This window comes from Claveliimonas monacensis (genome assembly GCF_014982975.1).
In the GTDB taxonomy this organism is placed as follows: Bacteria; Bacillota; Clostridia; order Lachnospirales; family Lachnospiraceae; genus Claveliimonas; species Claveliimonas monacensis.
The window spans coordinates 48,177-67,471 of sequence record NZ_JADCKL010000015.1 but is presented as its reverse complement, the minus strand read 5'-3'; the positions used below and the strand labels follow the sequence as shown (position 1 = coordinate 67,471).

20 protein-coding genes are annotated in these 19,295 nt (G+C 38.7%); 19 read left to right on the top strand and 1 reads right to left on the bottom strand.

The features are described from left to right. The first annotated feature begins 350 nt into the window (after positions 1–350). The 12 genes from INF30_RS13575 (at position 351) to INF30_RS13520 (ending at position 12,930) form a co-directional block, all read left to right on the top strand. Positions 351–1,628 carry an AAA family ATPase gene (locus INF30_RS13575; protein WP_226395606.1) on the top strand — a complete coding sequence of 426 codons (1,278 nt, stop codon included), beginning with the start codon at positions 351–353 and terminating at the stop codon, positions 1,626–1,628. Then, complete coding sequence (locus INF30_RS13570; RefSeq protein WP_226395605.1) at positions 1,618–2,250, top strand: hypothetical protein; 633 nt, start codon at positions 1,618–1,620, stop codon at positions 2,248–2,250. The genes INF30_RS13575 and INF30_RS13570 overlap by 11 nt, the downstream gene beginning before the upstream one ends. A gap of 5 nt (positions 2,251–2,255) precedes the next feature. After that, a complete protein-coding gene (locus INF30_RS13565; protein ID WP_226395604.1) occupies positions 2,256–3,278 on the top strand; it encodes a cyclic GMP-AMP synthase DncV-like nucleotidyltransferase in 1,023 nt (340 codons plus the stop codon). Continuing rightward, positions 3,271–4,938 carry a ThiF family adenylyltransferase gene (locus INF30_RS13560; protein ID WP_226395603.1) on the top strand — a complete coding sequence of 556 codons (1,668 nt, stop codon included), beginning with the start codon at positions 3,271–3,273 and terminating at the stop codon, positions 4,936–4,938. The genes INF30_RS13565 and INF30_RS13560 overlap by 8 nt, the downstream gene beginning before the upstream one ends. Beyond that, entirely contained in the window at positions 4,922–5,494 is a 573-nt protein-coding gene (locus tag INF30_RS13555) for a Mov34/MPN/PAD-1 family protein (RefSeq protein WP_226395602.1), read from the top strand. Before INF30_RS13560 ends, INF30_RS13555 begins: the two co-directional genes overlap by 17 nt. After that, positions 5,445–6,554 (top strand): SAVED domain-containing protein, encoded by a 1,110-nt coding sequence (locus INF30_RS13550; RefSeq protein ID WP_226395601.1) that lies wholly within the window; start codon positions 5,445–5,447, stop codon positions 6,552–6,554. Before INF30_RS13555 ends, INF30_RS13550 begins: the two co-directional genes overlap by 50 nt. A 115-nt stretch (positions 6,555–6,669) precedes the next feature. Next, on the top strand, positions 6,670–6,786 hold the full coding sequence (locus INF30_RS13545) for a helix-turn-helix domain-containing protein (RefSeq protein WP_330601345.1): 117 nt from the start codon (positions 6,670–6,672) through the stop codon (positions 6,784–6,786). A gap of 49 nt (positions 6,787–6,835) precedes the next feature. Next, positions 6,836–9,574, top strand: coding sequence for a type I restriction endonuclease subunit R (locus tag INF30_RS13540; protein WP_226395600.1), 2,739 nt, complete (start codon positions 6,836–6,838; stop codon positions 9,572–9,574). A 1-nt stretch (position 9,575) separates the two neighbouring features. After that, a complete protein-coding gene (locus INF30_RS13535; RefSeq protein WP_226395599.1) occupies positions 9,576–10,697 on the top strand; it encodes a restriction endonuclease subunit S in 1,122 nt (373 codons plus the stop codon). 4 nt (positions 10,698–10,701) lie between these two features. Beyond that, positions 10,702–11,250, top strand: a complete 549-nt coding sequence (locus INF30_RS13530) for a hypothetical protein (protein ID WP_226395598.1) — start codon at positions 10,702–10,704, stop codon at positions 11,248–11,250. A gap of 1 nt (position 11,251) precedes the next feature. After that, entirely contained in the window at positions 11,252–11,437 is a 186-nt protein-coding gene (locus INF30_RS13525) for a hypothetical protein (RefSeq protein ID WP_226395597.1), read from the top strand. Between the two features lie 2 nt (positions 11,438–11,439). Beyond that, entirely contained in the window at positions 11,440–12,930 is a 1,491-nt protein-coding gene (locus INF30_RS13520; protein WP_226395596.1) for a class I SAM-dependent DNA methyltransferase, read from the top strand. Between the two features lie 105 nt (positions 12,931–13,035). Here the strand turns inward: INF30_RS13520 and INF30_RS13515 are convergent, their stop codons facing one another. Beyond that, on the bottom strand, positions 13,036–13,206 hold the full coding sequence (locus INF30_RS13515; RefSeq protein WP_330601344.1) for a helix-turn-helix domain-containing protein: 171 nt from the start codon (positions 13,204–13,206) through the stop codon (positions 13,036–13,038). A 137-nt stretch (positions 13,207–13,343) separates the two neighbouring features. On the opposite strand from INF30_RS13515, the gene INF30_RS13510 reads away from it, so the two are divergent. The 7 genes from INF30_RS13510 (at position 13,344) to INF30_RS13475 (ending at position 19,109) form a co-directional block, all read left to right on the top strand. After that, a complete protein-coding gene (locus INF30_RS13510; RefSeq protein WP_226395595.1) occupies positions 13,344–13,697 on the top strand; it encodes a hypothetical protein in 354 nt (117 codons plus the stop codon). A 572-nt stretch (positions 13,698–14,269) separates the two neighbouring features. Continuing rightward, positions 14,270–14,656, top strand: a complete 387-nt coding sequence (locus INF30_RS13505; protein ID WP_226395594.1) for a plasmid mobilization protein — start codon at positions 14,270–14,272, stop codon at positions 14,654–14,656. 403 nt (positions 14,657–15,059) lie between these two features. After that, on the top strand, positions 15,060–15,806 hold the full coding sequence (locus INF30_RS13495; RefSeq protein ID WP_226395593.1) for a replication initiator protein A: 747 nt from the start codon (positions 15,060–15,062) through the stop codon (positions 15,804–15,806). After that, a complete protein-coding gene (locus tag INF30_RS13490) occupies positions 15,803–16,657 on the top strand; it encodes an ATP-binding protein (protein WP_226395592.1) in 855 nt (284 codons plus the stop codon). The genes INF30_RS13495 and INF30_RS13490 overlap by 4 nt, the downstream gene beginning before the upstream one ends. Then, the gene (locus tag INF30_RS13485; protein ID WP_009248769.1) at positions 16,658–16,852 is read left to right on the top strand and encodes a DUF6462 family protein; all 195 of its coding nucleotides are present in this window, start codon (positions 16,658–16,660) and stop codon (positions 16,850–16,852) included. A gap of 176 nt (positions 16,853–17,028) precedes the next feature. Beyond that, on the top strand, positions 17,029–18,240 hold the full coding sequence (locus INF30_RS13480) for a site-specific integrase (RefSeq protein WP_226395591.1): 1,212 nt from the start codon (positions 17,029–17,031) through the stop codon (positions 18,238–18,240). 431 nt (positions 18,241–18,671) lie between these two features. Further along, positions 18,672–19,109 carry an Hsp20/alpha crystallin family protein gene (locus INF30_RS13475; protein ID WP_226395590.1) on the top strand — a complete coding sequence of 146 codons (438 nt, stop codon included), beginning with the start codon at positions 18,672–18,674 and terminating at the stop codon, positions 19,107–19,109. Positions 19,110–19,295: the final 186 nt, after the last annotated feature.

The window sequence follows — 19,295 nt, the reverse complement described above, 5'->3', positions numbered from 1 at the left end:
AAAAAGATGCGGTTTCCATGACTCCGGAATACAGGTTTCCATTAAAACGGAAGTGCGGTTTCCTTCACATCGGAACGCCGGTTTCCAATCTCCGGAATTGAGGTGTAAAACCGCCCGGAATACTCAAAAATGGTGTAGTGGGATGGTAATGGGTTAATAAAAGAAAAGACTATCAGGAATATTGAAAATGCTGGTTTTATTAAAAAATATAAATAATATTAATAGCTACATTTTGTTCAAGAGTGAATAGGTGAATGGAGTAATATAATATTTTGTGCAAAAAAGTTGCATAAAAAATAAAATCTGCTATAATATATAGAGAAAAGAAAGTTTGCAAGGAGGAAATGATTTTGATTATAGAGATTAGAGTTAAAAATTGCTTTGTTTTTGAGGAGCAAATTTCTTTTTCAATGAAAGCTGATATGAGAAATAAGAAATTTGCTTCAAATGTGCATAAAGAAAATAATTTTAATGTTTTAAAAACAGCTGGGATTTATGGATCTAATAATGCAGGGAAAACATGTCTTATAAAATGTATAAAGGCAATCAAACGGATACTTCTTAATCAAAAACCAAGTTTGATGAGTAATATTTTTACAGACAGTTCTATCTGTGAGTTGGGAGTGACATTTCTTGCTTTTGGGAGAAAGTTTGTCTATGATTTCAAATATGATGTTGCAGAAAAAGAATTTATATATGAGAGTTTTTCCGAGATATTAAAAGATCAATATGGAAATGAAAAAGAAGTGTTATGGCTGGTAAAAGATTCTTTACAGGGACAATATGACTGTGCTGATGAAGAAGCAGTTCAGATGATGTCTTTAATGGCGAAAAATAATCTGCTGTGTTATTTGATCGATACCAATAAATTCGAGCATCTGGCAGAAATGAAAAGAATTATTGTTGATTTTGCAGAAAAAATAGACATCATCAATATGAACAATATTCCTATGGAACATACAATAAATTTGATGAAAAATAAAAATCAGCTTCAACATAAGATAGTTGAATTTATTAAGAATGCTGATCTTTACATGGATAATTTTGAATATGTAGATATGGATCAGATTAAGCTGAAAGCAGATGACGAAAAGGAGAAGCCAGATGAAAAAGTTTTAGAGTTACCTGAAACAATTATGGATCAGATAAGACTTGTTTCCACATATAAAGGTGTTCCTGTTCCTAGTATGCTGTTTGATTCTACTGGAACAAAAAAAATAGCTGCATTGGCGGGGTATGTGATTGAGGGAATTGAGCAGGGGCGAATTCTCGTCATAGATGAACTTGATAGCAGTATACATTTCAAATTAACAAGAGCTATAGTAGCGATGTTTAATAATGAACTTAATTCAAATGCGCAGATGATATTTACCGTCCATGATATTAATCTTATGGATTGCAAAAAGATGTTTCGAAAAGAGCAGATCTGGTTTATACACAAGGATGACAAAGGGGTATATGTATATTCTTTGGGAGATTTTACTGCTCAGCAGGGAGTCCGTGATATAACAGATATTATGGGGAAATATAAGAAAGGGGCATTAGGTGCTCTTCCGGAACCAGATTTGATCAATTCTCTCTTAAGTATTAAAGGCAATGGGAGAGGAGGCATCGCAGATGGCGAGTAAGATGCCAGTTTTTTCTGAGAAGATAAAAATCTGTATTATCTGTGAAGGAAATGAGGAGTACGCATATTTGGACAAAATAAAGTCTTTGAATGTGTGGAATGATCAGTACGAGATCTTTTTGGATAATGCGGGTGGAAATGGGAATATTCCAGCAAGATATCAGGATCGTTATCAGAACAATGTATATGAATTAGTGCTCATATTTTGTGATACAGAAAAAAAACCTTATGAACAATACGTGGATATCAAGCAAAAAATCAACGAGTTTCATGGAGTAGAGATTGCGGCAGAGGAAGTAATTATGTTCGCAAATCCCTGTACCATGCAAATTATTACAAAACATTGGACGGACATTAATTTAAAATCGCCGGCAAAACAAGTTAATGCTCCTTTGATTAAAGAATACACCAAGGTTGAAAATTATAAAGCAAGAGCCGATCAGATAGAGGCAATAATGGAATACATTACAGCAGAAAATTATGTGGATATGCGTCATCGGGTGGACAGATTAGAAACAATGGATACAGTTATTGGAAGTAGTAATTTTGGTGAGTTCATAAAATTATTTGAAAGCGAAGACAGTAGATGGATTGAAGAGATTAATGCAAAATTGGAGGGTTAGATAATATGAAACTGAAGAAGCAATTTAAAGATTTTTACGATGAAATTTGTATTCATGAAGAAAGTGAAGATTTAAAAGAAAAAAGGGATGTCTTACAAAAAGATATCGAAGATAATTTCCCTGATGAGATGCGAGCTCATGGCATTGAGTTGAAAAAAAGTGACATTGAAATATTTGACCAGGGTAGCTATAAATATAGTACAACAATTCAAGCTAAGGTTATTGATAGAGATATTGCAGTTATGATTCCGTTAGATATCGAAAAATATTCTGATCCACGGAAAATTAAAGGTTATCTTCGGGATGCAGTGAATCATGTCGCAGCAAGAACGGTAAAAATAAAAGAGCCATGTGTAAACGTCTCATACTATGAAAATGGTGAGGAGTGGATGCATATTGATTTGCCACTGTACGCAAAGCATAACAGTAAAATTTATTTGGCTAGAGGAAAAGAATTTGCTAGTCAATATTCTTGGGAAATTGCGGATCCTAAAGGTTTGAATGATGATTTGTGCTGTAGAATTAATAAAAACGAACAACTACGTCGAGTTATTCGTTACATTAAAAAATGGAGAAATGACAAATATGAAAATTCAACGCTGGATCATGAGATTCCGCCAAGCATTGGACTTACATACTTAGCATGCGACTGTTTTGTTTCTTCGATTACATCGGAAGGCGATGATGATTTGACTGCATTACAGAAAACGATGACAAATATGAAAAATAAGTTTCAATTAACATATGTGGGTGGAGAGCTGACAAAAGCGGATATTACTAGATATCTTCCAGTAGAACCATTTACAGATATCTTTGAAAAAATGAAAGACGCCAGTGATAGCTATGGTATAACATTTTACAATCGTCTTTCAACAGCAGTACAGAATTTAGCAGATGCTGTCAATGTTGAATCAGAGCACGATGCAGGAAAATATGTAAAAAAAGTACTAGGAGACCAATTTAAAATTCCGCCAAAACAAACAACCTCTTCATCAGTAAAAAGTAAAAGGGAGCATGGCTTTGGATAAAACAGAGATAATTTCAAAAATTTTAGATTCGTATGAAGAAATTACGATTACGGATGAGCGTGAAGATATTGTGTTTTTTGAAATGAAAGGGAAAGAATACGGCTGCTGGTATTCAAAAATAGATCAGGATACCAGTAGCCCGTTTATTTTGGTAAAAAATGATACGAGTTATGATTATCCACATATATTGCCAACAAGTATTCCGGTAGATAAGAACTTGGCGAATCAATATAGATATGTGTGCCTGGATGAAAATGATAGTACGGTTATTTTTTTACAAAGTTTCGAAGAAAAGATAGTAGGTTTGATTGAAAAGCTCATAAAGTTATTGTCCTTATCTGATATAGAGAAGGAAGAAGAATTTCAAAAAGAGTTTCTGTTTTATTGGAATGAAGTGGCTGATTGTTCTGGGATTTTTAATGTATATCTCGGGCAAGAACGAAAATTTCAAAGATTAAATGTATATAAGAATAATAATGGAAAGATTCGATTTGTTGCAAATGGAATATCTTTAAATGATGTAGATGAAGAAATTAACGGAAAGAAAAAGTGGAAACATTTGCCAGAACTTCCAGCTTTCTATATTCCTATAACAGATAAACGGAGAATATTGCCACCGACACGTGATAAAAAGTGGACTGCAGAAAATATACAGATGATTGTATGTGGAAAAAAATTTAATCGTATTTCACATGATAGCTATATCAGTCTTGGAAAAGAAAAAATAAAGACTAACAATGTAGCAATAGTATTTGAAATGGAGGTCGCAGGAAATTATATTGATTTTACTGCTATTATACGATTCAAAAGTGCAAAAAACGACACATTACTAAATAAAATAAGGCAGGAAATTATTGAAGTGTTACCTGTAGTAAGTCGAAGAGTCGACTATTATTACCTCTGTAAACAGATTGGAAATGAAACTAGTTTATTAGATAAAAAAGTGCTATTGGTAGGAGCAGGATCACTAGGCAGTTATATTGCAAAAGAGATTGTGAAAGCTGGAGTGAAAGAAATTACAATTTATGATAAAGAATCGTTAGTAGATGAAAATTTGTTGAGACATACAGTATGCGATTTTTGGGTTGGACATTCAAAAGCTGTGGGGCTGAAATACGAATTAGAGACAATTCATCCGGAAATTCATATTAATGCAGTTAATAAGAATATAGATAATAATTTGCTTATTTCAGAGATTAAAAAAGTTGATTTAGTTCTTTTTACTGTTGGTTCAAGTGATGTTCAATTGGAAATGAACAAAGTTTTGAAAAACAAAAAGTGTACTGCAAAAGTTGTTTATACATGGTTAGAAGCAGGCGGAGAAAACAGTCATGTTTTAGTAATAGACTATAGTAAGAAAGGCTGTTTCCAATGTCTATTTACAGATAGAAATGGCGGTTTAATTAATAATAAGGTAAACAAGAATTCTGATGTAGAGGTGTATAAAATCAGAAATGGATGTGGAGGAACGAGAGTTGCCTATGGAAATGCAGTGCTTTTAAGAACGACTGCTGTGTTATTGGATGTGATTAGAAAAGTTTTTGAAATGCCCGAATCTTTAAATAAATTGATAGATATTACACCAATAAGTGTGATGGATATGGAGGACATGTTTGTAGAAAGAAAGTGCGGGTGTTGTGGAGATGAAAATAACAAATAGCTGTAGAAAAATGAAATTACCAAATGGAAAAGTCGTAGATATCTTATCAACAGTTTTTGAAGAAATAAACAAGTGGTTACAAGATTCAGATGAAAAAACAGAGGCGGGGGGTTATGTTGTAGGATACCAACATTGCGGGACAAAAAATATCACTCTGGAATACATTTCACATCCATATATGTTGGATAATCGAAGACGTTTTTTCTTCGTTATGAGGGATCCGAGACATAAAATTTTTTTGCTGAACAATATGCGAAAAAAGAGTTTTTATATGGGAGTGTGGCATACCCATCCGCAGATTATTCCTGAACCTTCGTCTATTGATTGGAAAGACTGGTATGAAACATTAGAAGTAGATAAAACAGGTTGCGAATACGTGTTTTTTGTTATTGCAGGAGTGAAGGAAATAAGAGTTTGGGTGGGGGATTTTAAAAGTAAGAACATAATAGAAATATTTGAATGTGCTCATAGTGAAGGAATTTATAAGGTATACGAGGAGAAAGAGTATGGGAGAAAAAAAGAACAGACCGAGGATACCAGAGTCTGTGAAACGTGAACTGTGGATAAAAGCTGGTGGACGTTGCGAATTTCGAGGATGTAATAAATATCTGTATAAAGATGGAGTGACAAAGCAACCGAGAAATTTAGCCAATATTGCACATATTATTAGTTGGACAGAAACAGGCCCACGTGGAAATGAGAATTCCGAAAGATTGGCTGCGGATATTTCAAATTTAATGTTAACTTGTTCAGAACATAATAATTTGATTGACGACCCGCAATATGTAGAATTATATCCAGTGGAATTATTGCAACAATACAAAAGAGAACATGAAGAGCGAATATATAGAGTTACCGGAATGGGACAGGAATATGGAGTTCGTATTATTAAGATGATTAGTAAGATACAAAACCAGGTTCCGATAATAAGTGATAAAGCAGTTTCCGAAGCAATTATGCCATATTACCCTTTGGAGTCAGATATTGTTATTGATTTAACAAATGTCGAAGATATTACATCAGCTAAAAAGCAAATAGAAAGGCTAATAGATTTGCATATAATATCTGATCAAAAGCAAGAAAGTTATTGTATTTTTATAATGTCAAAAATACCATATGCATGTTATCTAGGATATATGCTGGGAAATAAAGTTAAGTCTGAACCATATCAGTTCTTTAGAGATACTCAGGATTGGAAATGGAAAAATGGAGAGTTTGGTCATTTTCAAGTAATAAAACCAGAAAAGGAAAATCAGAGAGCTGAAGTAAATTTATTAGTGGAAATAAGCGGAAATATCGACCATGCGTTAATACCGGATAATTTGACATATTCAATAAAGGCAGATAATCCTGGGTTTATGTTTATTCAGAGTAAAGAACAAATAGTAGAATTTCAAATTAAATTTCGAGAATTGCTGAATGAGATTCGAGAGATACATGGTGAACAAGTTATAATACAGTTAATTATTGCGGCTCCCAATCCGATTTCCTTTGAAATTGGAAAGTGTATTATGAAAAATATTGATCCGACCATTTTTTTGTATGATAAAGTTGATGAAGATATAAAATATCAGAAAGTTATGTGTTTGCATTCAAGAATAAGAATGCAGGGCTGATATTATTGTTCTGAGTTGGTTTTATCACTCTTTCGTGATATATTATTCTGTATACGGAGGAAATAATATGGCTGTTAGTTATAAAAAACTTTTTCATATGATGATCGAATAGAATATGAGCAATACTCAGCTAGTGGAACAAACAGGCTTTTTTGCAAATATCATTACCCGAATGAAAAGAGGCAGCTATATTTCTTTGGAAAGCATAGAGCGTATATGCAAAGCAATGTAGATGATATTTTAGAGCTTAATTTTGATGGAAATGATGAGGTGAATAAGTAATGGAACCTGAACAAAAAGCGAGAAAAGTGATTGATAAAAAATTAGAACAATCTGGTTGGATAGTACAGGACGTGAAGAAATTGAATCCGATAGCTTCGCTAGGTGTCGCCGTACGTGAGTTTCCGACGGATACAGGGCCGGTCGATTATGCGCTTTTTGTGAATGGAATACCTGTTGGCGTTATTGAAGCAAAAAAGAGTGAGGCGGGTGAAAATATCACTACTGTAGAGGAACAGTCCGCACGTTATGCAAATAGCACTTTTAAATGGATTAAAATTGAATATTCAATTCGCTTTGCCTATGAAGCAACGGACAATCTAATTCGTTTTACTGATTATAATGATATTAAGTTCCGTTCCCGTACAGTATTTTCGTTTCACAGGCCAGAAACCCTAGAGCGTTTGCTTGCAAATGAGGGCACGATCAGAAATAATATGAAGAATTTTCCTCCACTTGATGAAGCCGGCTTTCGAAAGTGCCAAATTAATGCGATTCGGAATTTAGATATTTCTTTTTCCAACAACCGTCAAAAAGCCCTTGTTCAAATGGCAACTGGTGCTGGAAAAACATTTACGGCTATTACAGCAGCCTATCGCTTATTGAAATATGGTAAAATGAATCGTATTTTATTTTTAGTGGATACGAAAAGCCTTGGAGAACAAGCTGAGCGTGAATTTCTTGCATATACTCCGAATGATGATCCTCGTTCTTTTTCACAGCTTTATGGGGTGAGACGGTTAAAATCTTCTTATATTCCTTCGGATGTTCAAATTTGTATTAGCACGATTCAGAGAATGTATTCCATTCTCAAAGGTGAAGAATTGGATGAATCTGCTGAAGAAACATCCTTTGCGGAATATGCAACCGCTAATAACAGAGCGCCAAAAGAAGTGGTTTATAACGAAAAATATCCCCCTGAATTTTTCGACTGCATTATTGTAGATGAATGTCATCGTTCCATTTACAATGTGTGGAGTCAAGTTCTTTCGTATTTTGATGCATTTATTATTGGGTTGACTGCTACACCAGATAAGAGAACTTTTGCTTTTTTTGATGAAAACATTGTCAGCGAATACCCCCGCGAACAAGCAATTGTAGATGGTGTAAATGTAGGGGAAGATATTTTCTTGATTGAAACCGAAATCACCAAAAACGGTGCACGCCTGATGAAACAGCTGATTGAGTATCGCAATCGGCTTTCACGTAAAAAACGCTGGATGCAGATGGATGAAGACGTAGACTATGTGCCACCTCAGTTAGATAGAGATATTGTCAATCCCAGTCAGATCCGAACTGTGATACGCACTTTTAAAGAAAACTTGTTTACAACGTTGTTCCCAAGGAGGAAAGAAGTTCCAAAAACTTTGATTTTTGCAAAGACAGACAGCCACGCCGATGATATTGTCCAGATTGTACGGGACGAATTTGGTGAAGGAAATGATTTCTGCCGTAAAATTACATATTCTGCAGAAAATCCAGAATCGGTATTAAGCTCTTTCAGAAACGACTATAATCCCCGTATTGCAGTCACCGTAGATATGATTGCTACCGGTACGGATGTAAAACCAATCGAATGCTTGATTTTTATGCGTGATGTGCGTAGCAAGAACTATTTTGAGCAGATGAAAGGACGTGGTACCCGAACGCTTGGAAAAGACGATTTGCAAAAGGTCACACCTTCCGCAATGGAAAACAAAGATCATTTTGTGATTATAGATGCAGTGGGGGTTACCAAATCAAAGAAATGTGATACTCGTCCGCTGGAACGCAAACCATCTGTTTCAATGAAAGAATTGATGATGAATGTAGCGCTTGGTGCTAAAGACGAGGATACACTTACTTCGCTTGCAAACCGTGTAATTCGTTTGAACAACCAGATGAACACTTCTGAGCGGAGGAAGTTTGAAGAAAAAGTCGGAGAAAGTGCGGGAAAGGTTGCTGAAAATCTGCTCAATGCCTTTGACGAAGATGTGATTGCAGAAAAAGCAAAGACAGATACGAAAATGGAAAAACCATCAGACGAAGCACTCAAACAGGCGCAAAAGGATTTGATTGTACAGGCAGTCGCTCCGTTTATGAATCCCGATACACGTGATTTTATTGAAAATGTCCGCCGAAGTCATGACCAGATCATCGACAATGTAAATCTCGATTCGGTTTTGTTTGCCGGATATGACACGCAGAAGGAAGAAAATGCTGACCGTGTGATACAGACATTCCGCACCTTTATTGAGGAGAACCGGGATGAAATCCTTGCCCTGCGGATTATTTACAGCGAACCGTACGCAAATCGTGCAATGGCGGTGGAACAGCTGAAAGCGCTGTATGAAAAGCTAAGGTCAAAGGGCGTTACTGTGGAACGCCTGTGGGATTGCTATGCCATTAAGAAGCCGAATAAAGTGAAAAAAGGCGTTATGGCTCAGCTTGCCGACCTGATTTCTATTATCCGTTTTGAAATGGGTTATACAGATCAACTTTCGCCCTTTGCAGACAAGGTAAATTACAATTTTATGCAGTGGACGCTCCGGAAAAACGCCGGCGCCGTGCATTTTACTGAGGTGCAGATGGAATGGCTGCGGCTGATCAAAGACCACATTGCAAGCTCTTTAAGTATTCTGCCAGAGGATTTAGATTTGACGCCCTTTGACAGAAAAGGCGGACTGCTTGCCTTTTATGATGCGTTTGGAGATCAGTATGAGGAAATTTTACAGGAAATGAATATAGAATTGGTGGCGTAAAATGGCGATATATAAAGAATTAGTCAAAAAAGTAAGTGTTCCGTCAGATAAAAAGATTAAGCAAAAAGAATATTTAGATAAAGGCTTATTGCCAATTATAGACCAAGGACATTTGCTGATTGGTGGATATACAGATGATTTTACTAAGGCGCTTGCATGTGATTATCCTGTTATCGTATTTGGGGATCATACGAAGTGTGTAAAATTCATTACATTTCCTTTTGCTCCAGGAGCAGATGGTATAAAAGTATTACAACCGAAGAAAGAAATACTCCCTAAATATCTTTATTATGGAACACAATATCTTACATTTCGTATTGAGGATAAGGGATACGCAAGACATTATCAACATCTTGAGAAAAAAGAACTAATCGTTCGCCCTTTGCCCGAGCAGGAACGAATTGTCGCACGGATTGAGGAGTTGTTTCCCGAGCTGGACAAGGTGGTTGAAACACTGAAAACCACCAAGCAGCAGCTTACCGTCTACCGTCAGGCAGTGCTGAAAGAGGCGTTTGAACCATTAAATAATGCAGTCGATATGGAAAAGATTGCAACTATGTTAGATCCTCATCCGAGCCATAGAACCCCACCAGAAGTAGAAGGAGGAATCCCCTATATTGGTATAGGAGATATAGATTATGACGCAAAAATTATTAATTTTAATATTGCTCGAAAAGTTTCTGCTCAGATAGCAAAAGAACATTTTGAAAGATACACTCTTCAAAAAGGCGACTTTGTTATGGGTAAAATTGGAACAATTGGGAAGCCTTTCAAATTACCATTACCACAAAACTATACTTTGTCGGCAAATGTGATTTTGATTCAACCTAATTCAGAGTTTATATTGCCAGAATTTTTATTTTGGCAATTTACTTCTCCGTATATAACTCAACAGTTAATGAAAGGTGCTACGGCCACAAGTCAACCGGCTTTTGGTATTAAAAAAGCAAGAAAACTACAGATTAAAATATGTGACATAATGATGCAGAATAAAATATTAGAAAATATTCAAGCTAAAATGTCAATTTGCGACAGTATAGAAAAAACAGTTGATACCGCCTTGCAACAAGCCGAAGCGATGCGGCAGAGTATTTTAAAACAGGCGTTTGAAGGGGGGATATAAAGGGTTGAAAGAACAAGTTATTGATGATGAAAAACAGGCTGTTCAATACCCATCTGCGGAATTGGTTCAACAGGCGTGTTTTGAAGATTATCATCGGTTGATTGATACTTACGATAAAATTTATGAGAAAGTAAATGTAACACTGGCATTCTGCGGCGTCATTTTATTAGTTATCCTTGGCAGCGTAAATTATACTTATGTTGCTGATATTTGCAGAACACAGTCAAATTCAGAGTTGTTCTCTTTGCTTCTACTTTTGCTCTGTTCTGTGGCATGTGCTGTTTGCATTATATGGGCAGTGATTCAATTGCTGTTATTGATGCGTAGCAAGGCTTTGCTTGTTTTTGATAGTATGGATATCCGCAACGAAGAAATCTACCGATGGAATCCTGATGCTGCAGCGGTATGGTTGATTGATAAATACACCATAGTTGTTGCAAATTTGCGTGAAATAATAGCTGAAAAACAGAAAAAATATGATTCTGCGGTTACCAAAGTAGTGATTGCGCTTCTTCTGTATTCGTTAGTTCTTATCATAGAGAAAGGGATATAATATGGCTGAAAATTCAAAGAATTCAACAAATAATGATATTTTAAAAGGTAATGGATTAAAACCGATATCTTCTCCTCAGACAACCCCTAAACAGTCTGGAATAACCATTGAAAAGAGGGGAGAAAATTTCTCCGGAATTCGTATTGATAGATTTACAAAAATATCGGATGAAAAAGGGGGCAAATAATTGTGGCTGAACAAACTACAACTATTATTTCAAAAGTATGGGGGCTGTGCAATCCCCTTCGGGATGACGGCGTATCTTACGGCGATTATCTCGAACAGCTTACCTACCTCATCTTTTTGAAAATGTCCGACGAATATGCAAAACCGCCCTATAAGCGGGATACCGGTATTCCTACTGGTTATGGTTGGGCGGATATGAATATGTTAAAAGGTGCGGAGCTTGAAAATCAATATAAAGCCACACTGGAAAAGTTAGGAGATCAGAGCGGTATTCTTGGGCAGATCTTTAAAGGGGCTGTCAATAAAATCAACAATGCGGCGATTTTGTACCGTGTGGTGCAGATGATAGACAAAGAAAAATGGGTGGCAATGTCCTCCGATGTAAAAGGAGAGATTTACGAAGGTTTGTTACAAAAGAACGCAGAAGATATCAAAAGCGGTGCGGGACAGTACTTTACTCCTCGTCCGCTCATTCGTGCAATGGTGCGCTGTCTGCGTCCCGAGCCGATGAAAACCATTGCTGATCCTTGCTGCGGTAGCGGCGGTTTTTTCCTTGCATCGCAATCTTTTCTTGCAGACCCGAAGAATTTTACTCTAGATAGAGAGCAGAAAGAATTTTTGAAAAATGAGACCTTTTATGGGAATGAAATTGTCCCTGCCACCTATAAAACTGCACTGATGAACCTGTATTTACACAATATCGGGGATATTTATGGAAATGTTCCGGTTACGCTAGGAGATGCATTACTGACAGACCCGGGATACCGTGTAGACTATGTGCTGACAAACCCACCTTTCGGTAAAAAGTCGTCTATCACTTTTACCAACGAGAGAGGCGAGCAAGAGGACGAAGACCTTGTCTATAATCGGCAGGATTTCTGGACAACCAGTTCAAACAAGCAGTTAAATTTCGTACAGCATATCAACACGATTCTCAAAGCTACCGGAAAGGCAGCAGTCGTTGTGCCAGATAATGTCTTGTTTGAGGGCGGTGCAGGTGAAACAATTCGAAAAAAGCTGCTTGAAACAACCGATTTACATACCATTCTTCGCTTGCCAACCGGTATTTTTTATAAACCGGGAGTAAAAGCAAATGTTTTGTTTTTTGACAAGCGTTCTGCCAGCGCTCATCGCCAGACAAAAGATGTTTGGATTTATGATTTCCGTACCAATATACATTTCACGCTCAAACAGCACCCAATGAGCGACGCTGATCTTGAAGATTTTATTCGTTGCTATAATCCTGAAAACCGATACGAACGAACAGAAACCTATTCGGCAGATAATCCGGATGGTCGTTTTCGCAAATTCTCAGTAGATGAAATTATGGAGCGGGACAAGACAAGCTTGGATATTTTCTGGATCAAAGATAAGTCATTAGCAGATCTTGATAATCTTCCGTCTCCTGATGAGCTTGCAAGTGATATCATTGAAAATTTGCAAAGTGCTCTTGAGAGTTTTAGCCTGTTGCAAGAAAAGCTAAATAAAAATTAGATTTAAAAATTGAATAATACGATGTGTTAAAAATTCACAACGTTTTGTGATTGAAATATTAGATATGATGAAAAGCTACTGGACAATAATTAATTCCAGTAGCTTTTATTCTTTCTCAAACTTGATAATATCATTCGGTTCACAATTCAAAATCTCACATAGCCTTTCCAGTGTAAACATAGTAATAGACTTATTATGTTTTAAATTATTGATCGTCCGGGGATTGATACCATACTTATGAATCAGTGTATAGGTGGAGATATCCCGTTTCTTCATGGTCTCCCATAATGGAGAATAGCTTATCATTTCTGCTCACTTCCCAGTTTGTAATATAATCATTATCATGGGAAAAATAACGGTTTACTATACTGAAAAATGTATCTATAATAGAGGCATATGGAGGGAGAACTGGGATGAAAAAATATGATGAACTATCCAACAAAGAAAAACATAATTTTGAAGAATTCCTTATCTTAACATTCGAGTTTTCCGATGATGAACTGGCGGCAATCGATAAACAAAAGCCAATGACAATGGAACTTTTTTCTTCATGCCTGGCTAAATGTACGGAGCATGGACTTTATAAACTCTTTGAAAGGTTGCTGGATGAGTATCCGGAATTATCAGATAAGTACGTAAAAGCTATCGAGGATGATATAAAGGATGTAGTGTTGCCAGAGAGAACTCCAGAAGAGGAAGAAGAGAGTTGGAATCGATTATGTGCAAGGATAAAAAAAGAATATGGTGATGATTTAACATGTGAATAGCTGCCGGAAAATCTGGTGGCTATTTTTTATAACAGAAATCTATGAATTAAAATCAGGCATCCGGTCAAAAAAGACGGGATGTTTTTTTATGCACTTTATTAAAAACTTTGTCTCCAAACACTGTATAATCCTTGAATTTCCTTTCTATAAGTGAGAGGAAATATTTTTTGAAGCAGAAAATTAAAAAGATTTTCGAATCTCCTTGTATTTCTTCCTCTGACGATTGGGTTAAGTGAGGGGATCTTTAAAGAATAAAAAGGATAAGAGCGGATCTGGTTGATAAAAATAAAATTTATTTCTTTTTGCCCCTGTATAATAGCCGCTCCCGGTTACGTTAAGTGAGGGGGTAGATATTATAGGGCAAGATCCACCCCGTAATACACTATCGTGTTTTCCTGTGTAGGGCTCTTGCTTGGGATTTCGATTCCCCATACCCTCGATGATCTGCCGATTTGGCAGATATTGGCGTCCACTGGAAAGTGGGACGCAGCACAAAAGGTAGATTCCGGCAGGACTGCCGGTTCTCCCCTTTGTGGTGTTACTGAAGTAACTGAAAGAAAGGAGATGAAGTCATGAGAAAAAGGAGAATGGAACAGGAACTGAACCATCCGCGTTTTGTCGGAGTCCGGCTTTCCGATATTGAGCTGGAACTTCTGGACAAGAAGGCGGAGATCCTGGGGGTGTCCAGATCCGAATGCCTGCGGAAACTTTTGGTGGAAAAGGAGATCGTGCATCGAGTAGAAGTGGTCGCCGATATGGAAGAACTGCGAAGTCTGGTGGAGGCATATGGAAAGATCGGTGTGAACCTGAATCAGATCGCAGGGTACTTCAATACGGGCGGAGAACGCTCTCTGGCTATGGAGGATGAAATCCGTCACTGCATCGCGGAATTGTTCGCACTCAGGGAAGAGGTGTTGAAGATGGCAGGGGATTTTGAACGGGATTATCGGGGCGGTTAAAGTAGTCCAGATGAATTGTTCCAAAATGATACCGAAACACGACCAAACAGCGTTTTCTGCCGTCAGACAGGATAAACCCCAGGTAAATATATTTGAAGTCAAAAAAGCCTGCCGTAAAGGGCAAAAAATGCAAAAAATGATACCGAAACGCGACCATATTTCGCTGTCCTGTACCAGGTACTGGCAGGATGGCAGGAAGGAGGAATGTCTGTGCCGAGAATGAGCAAGAAAAGGAAACAGGAATTGGCCTTTTTTCTCAATGAAAGAGGGCGCATCGCCCACAATGACACCTGCAGGAAATGTGTCGGGGACTGCAAGCAGAGTTTCCGGACTGTGATTGTCTGTTGCCCCTGTTATGAATCCAAGCGAAGCCGCCGGCGGAAAATCAGACAGAAACAAAAGGATGGATGTGAAGAATAAAGATCAAATGATATACATGACGAATCAGACCCAGATTCCGGTGTATCTTCCTTACCCACGGTTTCTGCTGGGGATGGATCTGACTCAGACAGCCAAGGTCCTGTATGCTCTGTTGCTGGATCGGGCGAGTCTTTCCAGGAAGACAGGGTGGAAGGATGAGGAAGGCCACATTTTTGTGGTTTATCCCATTGCTTATCTGGCTGACGATCTTAGAAAGAGTCACATGACTGTAAAAAAGGCATTGAATGAACTGGAAGAAGCCGGACTTCTGGTGAGAAAAAAACAGGGATTTTCAAAACCGAATCTGCTGTATATCAAAATCCCGGCAGAGGGAAAGAAAAGTTTCCCTGTGAAGGAAAGAAAAGTGTCCCTCAAAGGGAAAGAAAATGATACTTATGAGGGAAAGAAACCTGTCCCTGTGATGGATAGAAAAGTATCCCCTAATTACTTAAATAATAGTTACTTGATATATAGCCAAACAAATAAAGAGAGAGAAGCGCGCTCTGCCTATGGCAAATATCACAATGTGTTTCTCTCCGAAACAGAATATGGAGAATTGAAACAGGAGATCCGGGAATTAGACAGGCTGATCGAGGAATTGTCCAGTTATATGCGTTCCAGTGGAAAGCAATATGCTGATCATGCCGTTACCTTGAGAAGATGGGCAGAACGGTCAGCCCCGGTAAAAAACATTCCGGATTATACCTGCAGTGAGGAGGAAAGTCTATGAACAAGGTGGTAGAAGAAACAGTAAAGAACATGAGGCAGCCGGGAGAAAGAACCGGGGAGGATTATATCGGAGAAGATGGGCTCCTGTATTGTGGACAATGCCATGAACCGAAGGAGGCTTATTTCGATCAGGAGAAAATCGGAGTTTTGGGAATAAAAAAACATCCGCGTGAATGTGAGTGCCGGAGACAAAAGAGAAAAGAGGAGGAACAGTACCGGGAACAACAGCGTCATGAAGCTGTAGTCAGAGAATTGAAGGAACATTGTTTTTCGAATAAATCCATGCAGGAATGGACATTTGAGAATGATAAAGGGCTTTCCGAAAATACCGTGCTTGCAAAGCTGTATGTGAAAGACTGGGAAACCATGAAGGCGGAGAATACAGGCTATCTCTTCTGGGGAGCAGTGGGAACCGGGAAAAGTTTTCTGGCGGGCTGTATTGCCAATGCACTGTTGGAACAGGAGGTAGAAGTACGTATGAACAATTTTGCGGAAGTGCTGAATGATCTGTCTGCTAATTTTTCAGAGAAGAATACATACATAAAAAATCTGTGCAGAGTTCCGTTGCTGATTCTGGATGATTTTGGAATGGAGCGGGGGACAGAGTACGGACTGGAACAGATCTATGCGGTGATCGATGGCAGATATCGGAGTGGGAAGCCCCTGATCGCGACGACCAATCTGACACTGCAGGAGTTAAAGAATCCGCAGGATACAGCGCATGCCAGGATTTATGACCGGTTGCTGGAGATGTGCGTGCCGGTTCAGTTTAAAGGGGAGAGTTTTCGAAAACGTACGGCTCAGGAAAAGCTGGGGCGGATGCAGAAAAGAATAAAGGAGGAGATGAGATAAATGAGACAGACAAAAGAAAGAGAGAGCAGCTGCCGTCTGGCAGTGGATATTGAAGGTCTGGCCGCTATGCTTTCCTGCGGACAGATGACTGCAAGGAAGATTGCGGAAGATGCGGGAGCCCGGATCACCATCGGCCGCCGGGTATTGTACTCCGTACAGAAGGTGGAGAAATATCTGGAAGCAATAGCGGAATAGAGGAACACGGATGTGCGTGGGGATGGTTTTGTGCTATACTTTTCATAGACAGGACAAGACCATTCCCCACAACAGGGAGGTGTGAAGATTACAGAAGAAACAGTTCAGCATGTGCCATTCGCAAAACCGCACTACATACGAATGATGGCTGAACTGTTCCAGAAAGGAATGGTTTTGTGGCAAGAAAAGACAATAGAGGAAGAAATCTGAGGACCGGGGAATCCCAGCGCAAGGATGGACTCTATATGTACCGGTACAAAGATGAACGGACCGGCAGACGCCTGGCCGTTTATTCTCCGGATCTGGCTGAACTCAGGAAAAAAGAAAAAGAGATTGAGAAAGACCAGAGCGAAGGAATTATGACCGATACCCAATGCAAGAACATGACTCTCAATGACCTGTTTGAGATCCACATGGATACCAGAAAGCTGGCAGAGAGTACACAGGCCAATTACAGAAGGATGTGGAATAGTCTTGTGAGGAATGAACTCGGACAGATGAAAGTGGTACAGGTAAGACCATCTCATGTACGCCTGTTTTATTCCCGGCTGAGCAAACAGAAATATTCCCACAGTACCATCAAGTTTCTCCATAATATGATCTTACCGAGCTTTGAGGTGGCTGTAGATGACGATATCATCCGGAAGAATCCGGCCAAGAGAACGCTGGGAGATTATGGAGAACCGGAAAAGAAACGCACCGCCCTGTCTTTTGATCAGCAGAAAAATCTGTTGAACTATGTTAAGAACAGCGAGGTATTCCATATCTATCTGCCGCTTTTGCAGGTGATGATCGGAACCGGACTTCGCTGTGGAGAACTGATCGGGCTCACCTGGAAGGACGTGGATCTGAAGACCCGGACTGTATACGTGAATCATCAGCTGATCTATAAGAACTATGGAGACGGGTGTGATTTTCATGTGACCATGCCGAAGACAGAAGCCGGGATCCGGGAGATACCCATGAGCAAAATGGTGGCAAAAGCCTTTGAGACCCAGAGACGGCTGAATTTTCAGATGGGAATCCCAAGGGATGTGAAGATCGAAGGGCTTTCGAATTTTGTATTCATGAGCAGGAGCGGGCGTCCGATGATGCCGACTACCGTGAACTTTATTCTCCGGGATATTGTGAAGGCGTATAACGAGGAAGAAAATGAGCGGGCAAAGCGGGAGAGGAGAAAGCCGGAAGAGCTGCCGCACATTTCCGCCCACATTCTCCGACATACAGCCTATACACGGATGGCAGAGACAGATCTGGACATGAAGGTCGTTCAGTATGTGATGGGACACGCCAACATCAGTGTCACGATGGAAGTTTATAACCATATCACAGACCGGTCCAGGATTGAAAAAGAGATTGCGAAGATGGATCTGGTTCAGATCATGTGACTGGATTTTCAGTCTCTAAATCAGAGATTTTTGCTCGCCTTGGAGTGAAAATTATGAAAAAAATCGGATTTTCCTGCTTTTGATGGTGTAGTAAATTAACTCAGATTTCCTTGAATTTACAGGGGATTTTGGAGGTCCCCGATTCTGAAATTGGTGTAGAAATGGTGTAAAAATGGTGTAGTAAGCCATTTTTTGAAAAAATCAAAAATTTGGAAAGCCTGAAAAAGCCCGTAAAATCAAGCTTTTTTGAGGTTTTCCAAAAAAAATATTTAAAAAATTAGCACTCAAGGCTTGACAGTGCTGATAACAAGTGTTATATTACATTTAGAACAAAGGAAAGGGAATAAAAAATCCTCTTCCAGCAGTTCAAAACCAACACTCCGATTACACGGAGTGCCAATATAAATGAATGATCAAAGGAGAGATGACTTATGATGATGCCTAGTATTTTTGGAGAAAATTTATTTAATGACTGGTTTGATTTTTCCTTCCCGGATGTTGACAGAAAGTATTACGGAAGACACTCAGCAGATCAGGTGATGCGGACAGACGTGAAAGAGAAGGACGACGCTTACGAAGTAGAGATTGACCTGCCGGGATTTAAGAAGGACGAGATCAAGGCAGAGCTGAAGGAAGGCTACCTGACCATCAGCGCGGCTAAGAATGTGAACAATGACGAGAAGAAGGATGGCAAGTACATCAGGCAGGAGCGCTTCACAGGAAATGTGAGCAGAAGCTTCTATGTGGGCAAGAACCTGACGCAGGAAGATATCCACGCGAAGTTTGAAAATGGTATCCTCACTCTGGATATCCCGAAGAAGGACCAGAAGCAGGTAGAGGAGAACCGCTACGTGACCATCGAAGGATAATGAGATTTCTCCCCGGGCAGCCTGTCCCGGGGAGGTTTTATATGGTATTTGGAGTATAGAAAATATTCCGGCTTGAGGGCCGTTCATATAGATTTCAGATATAACATATAACAAATATATTAAAATAAATATAGAAATTTATATAGATCTTGACAGCTTACGGATGTGGATGATCGGGAGGTGATA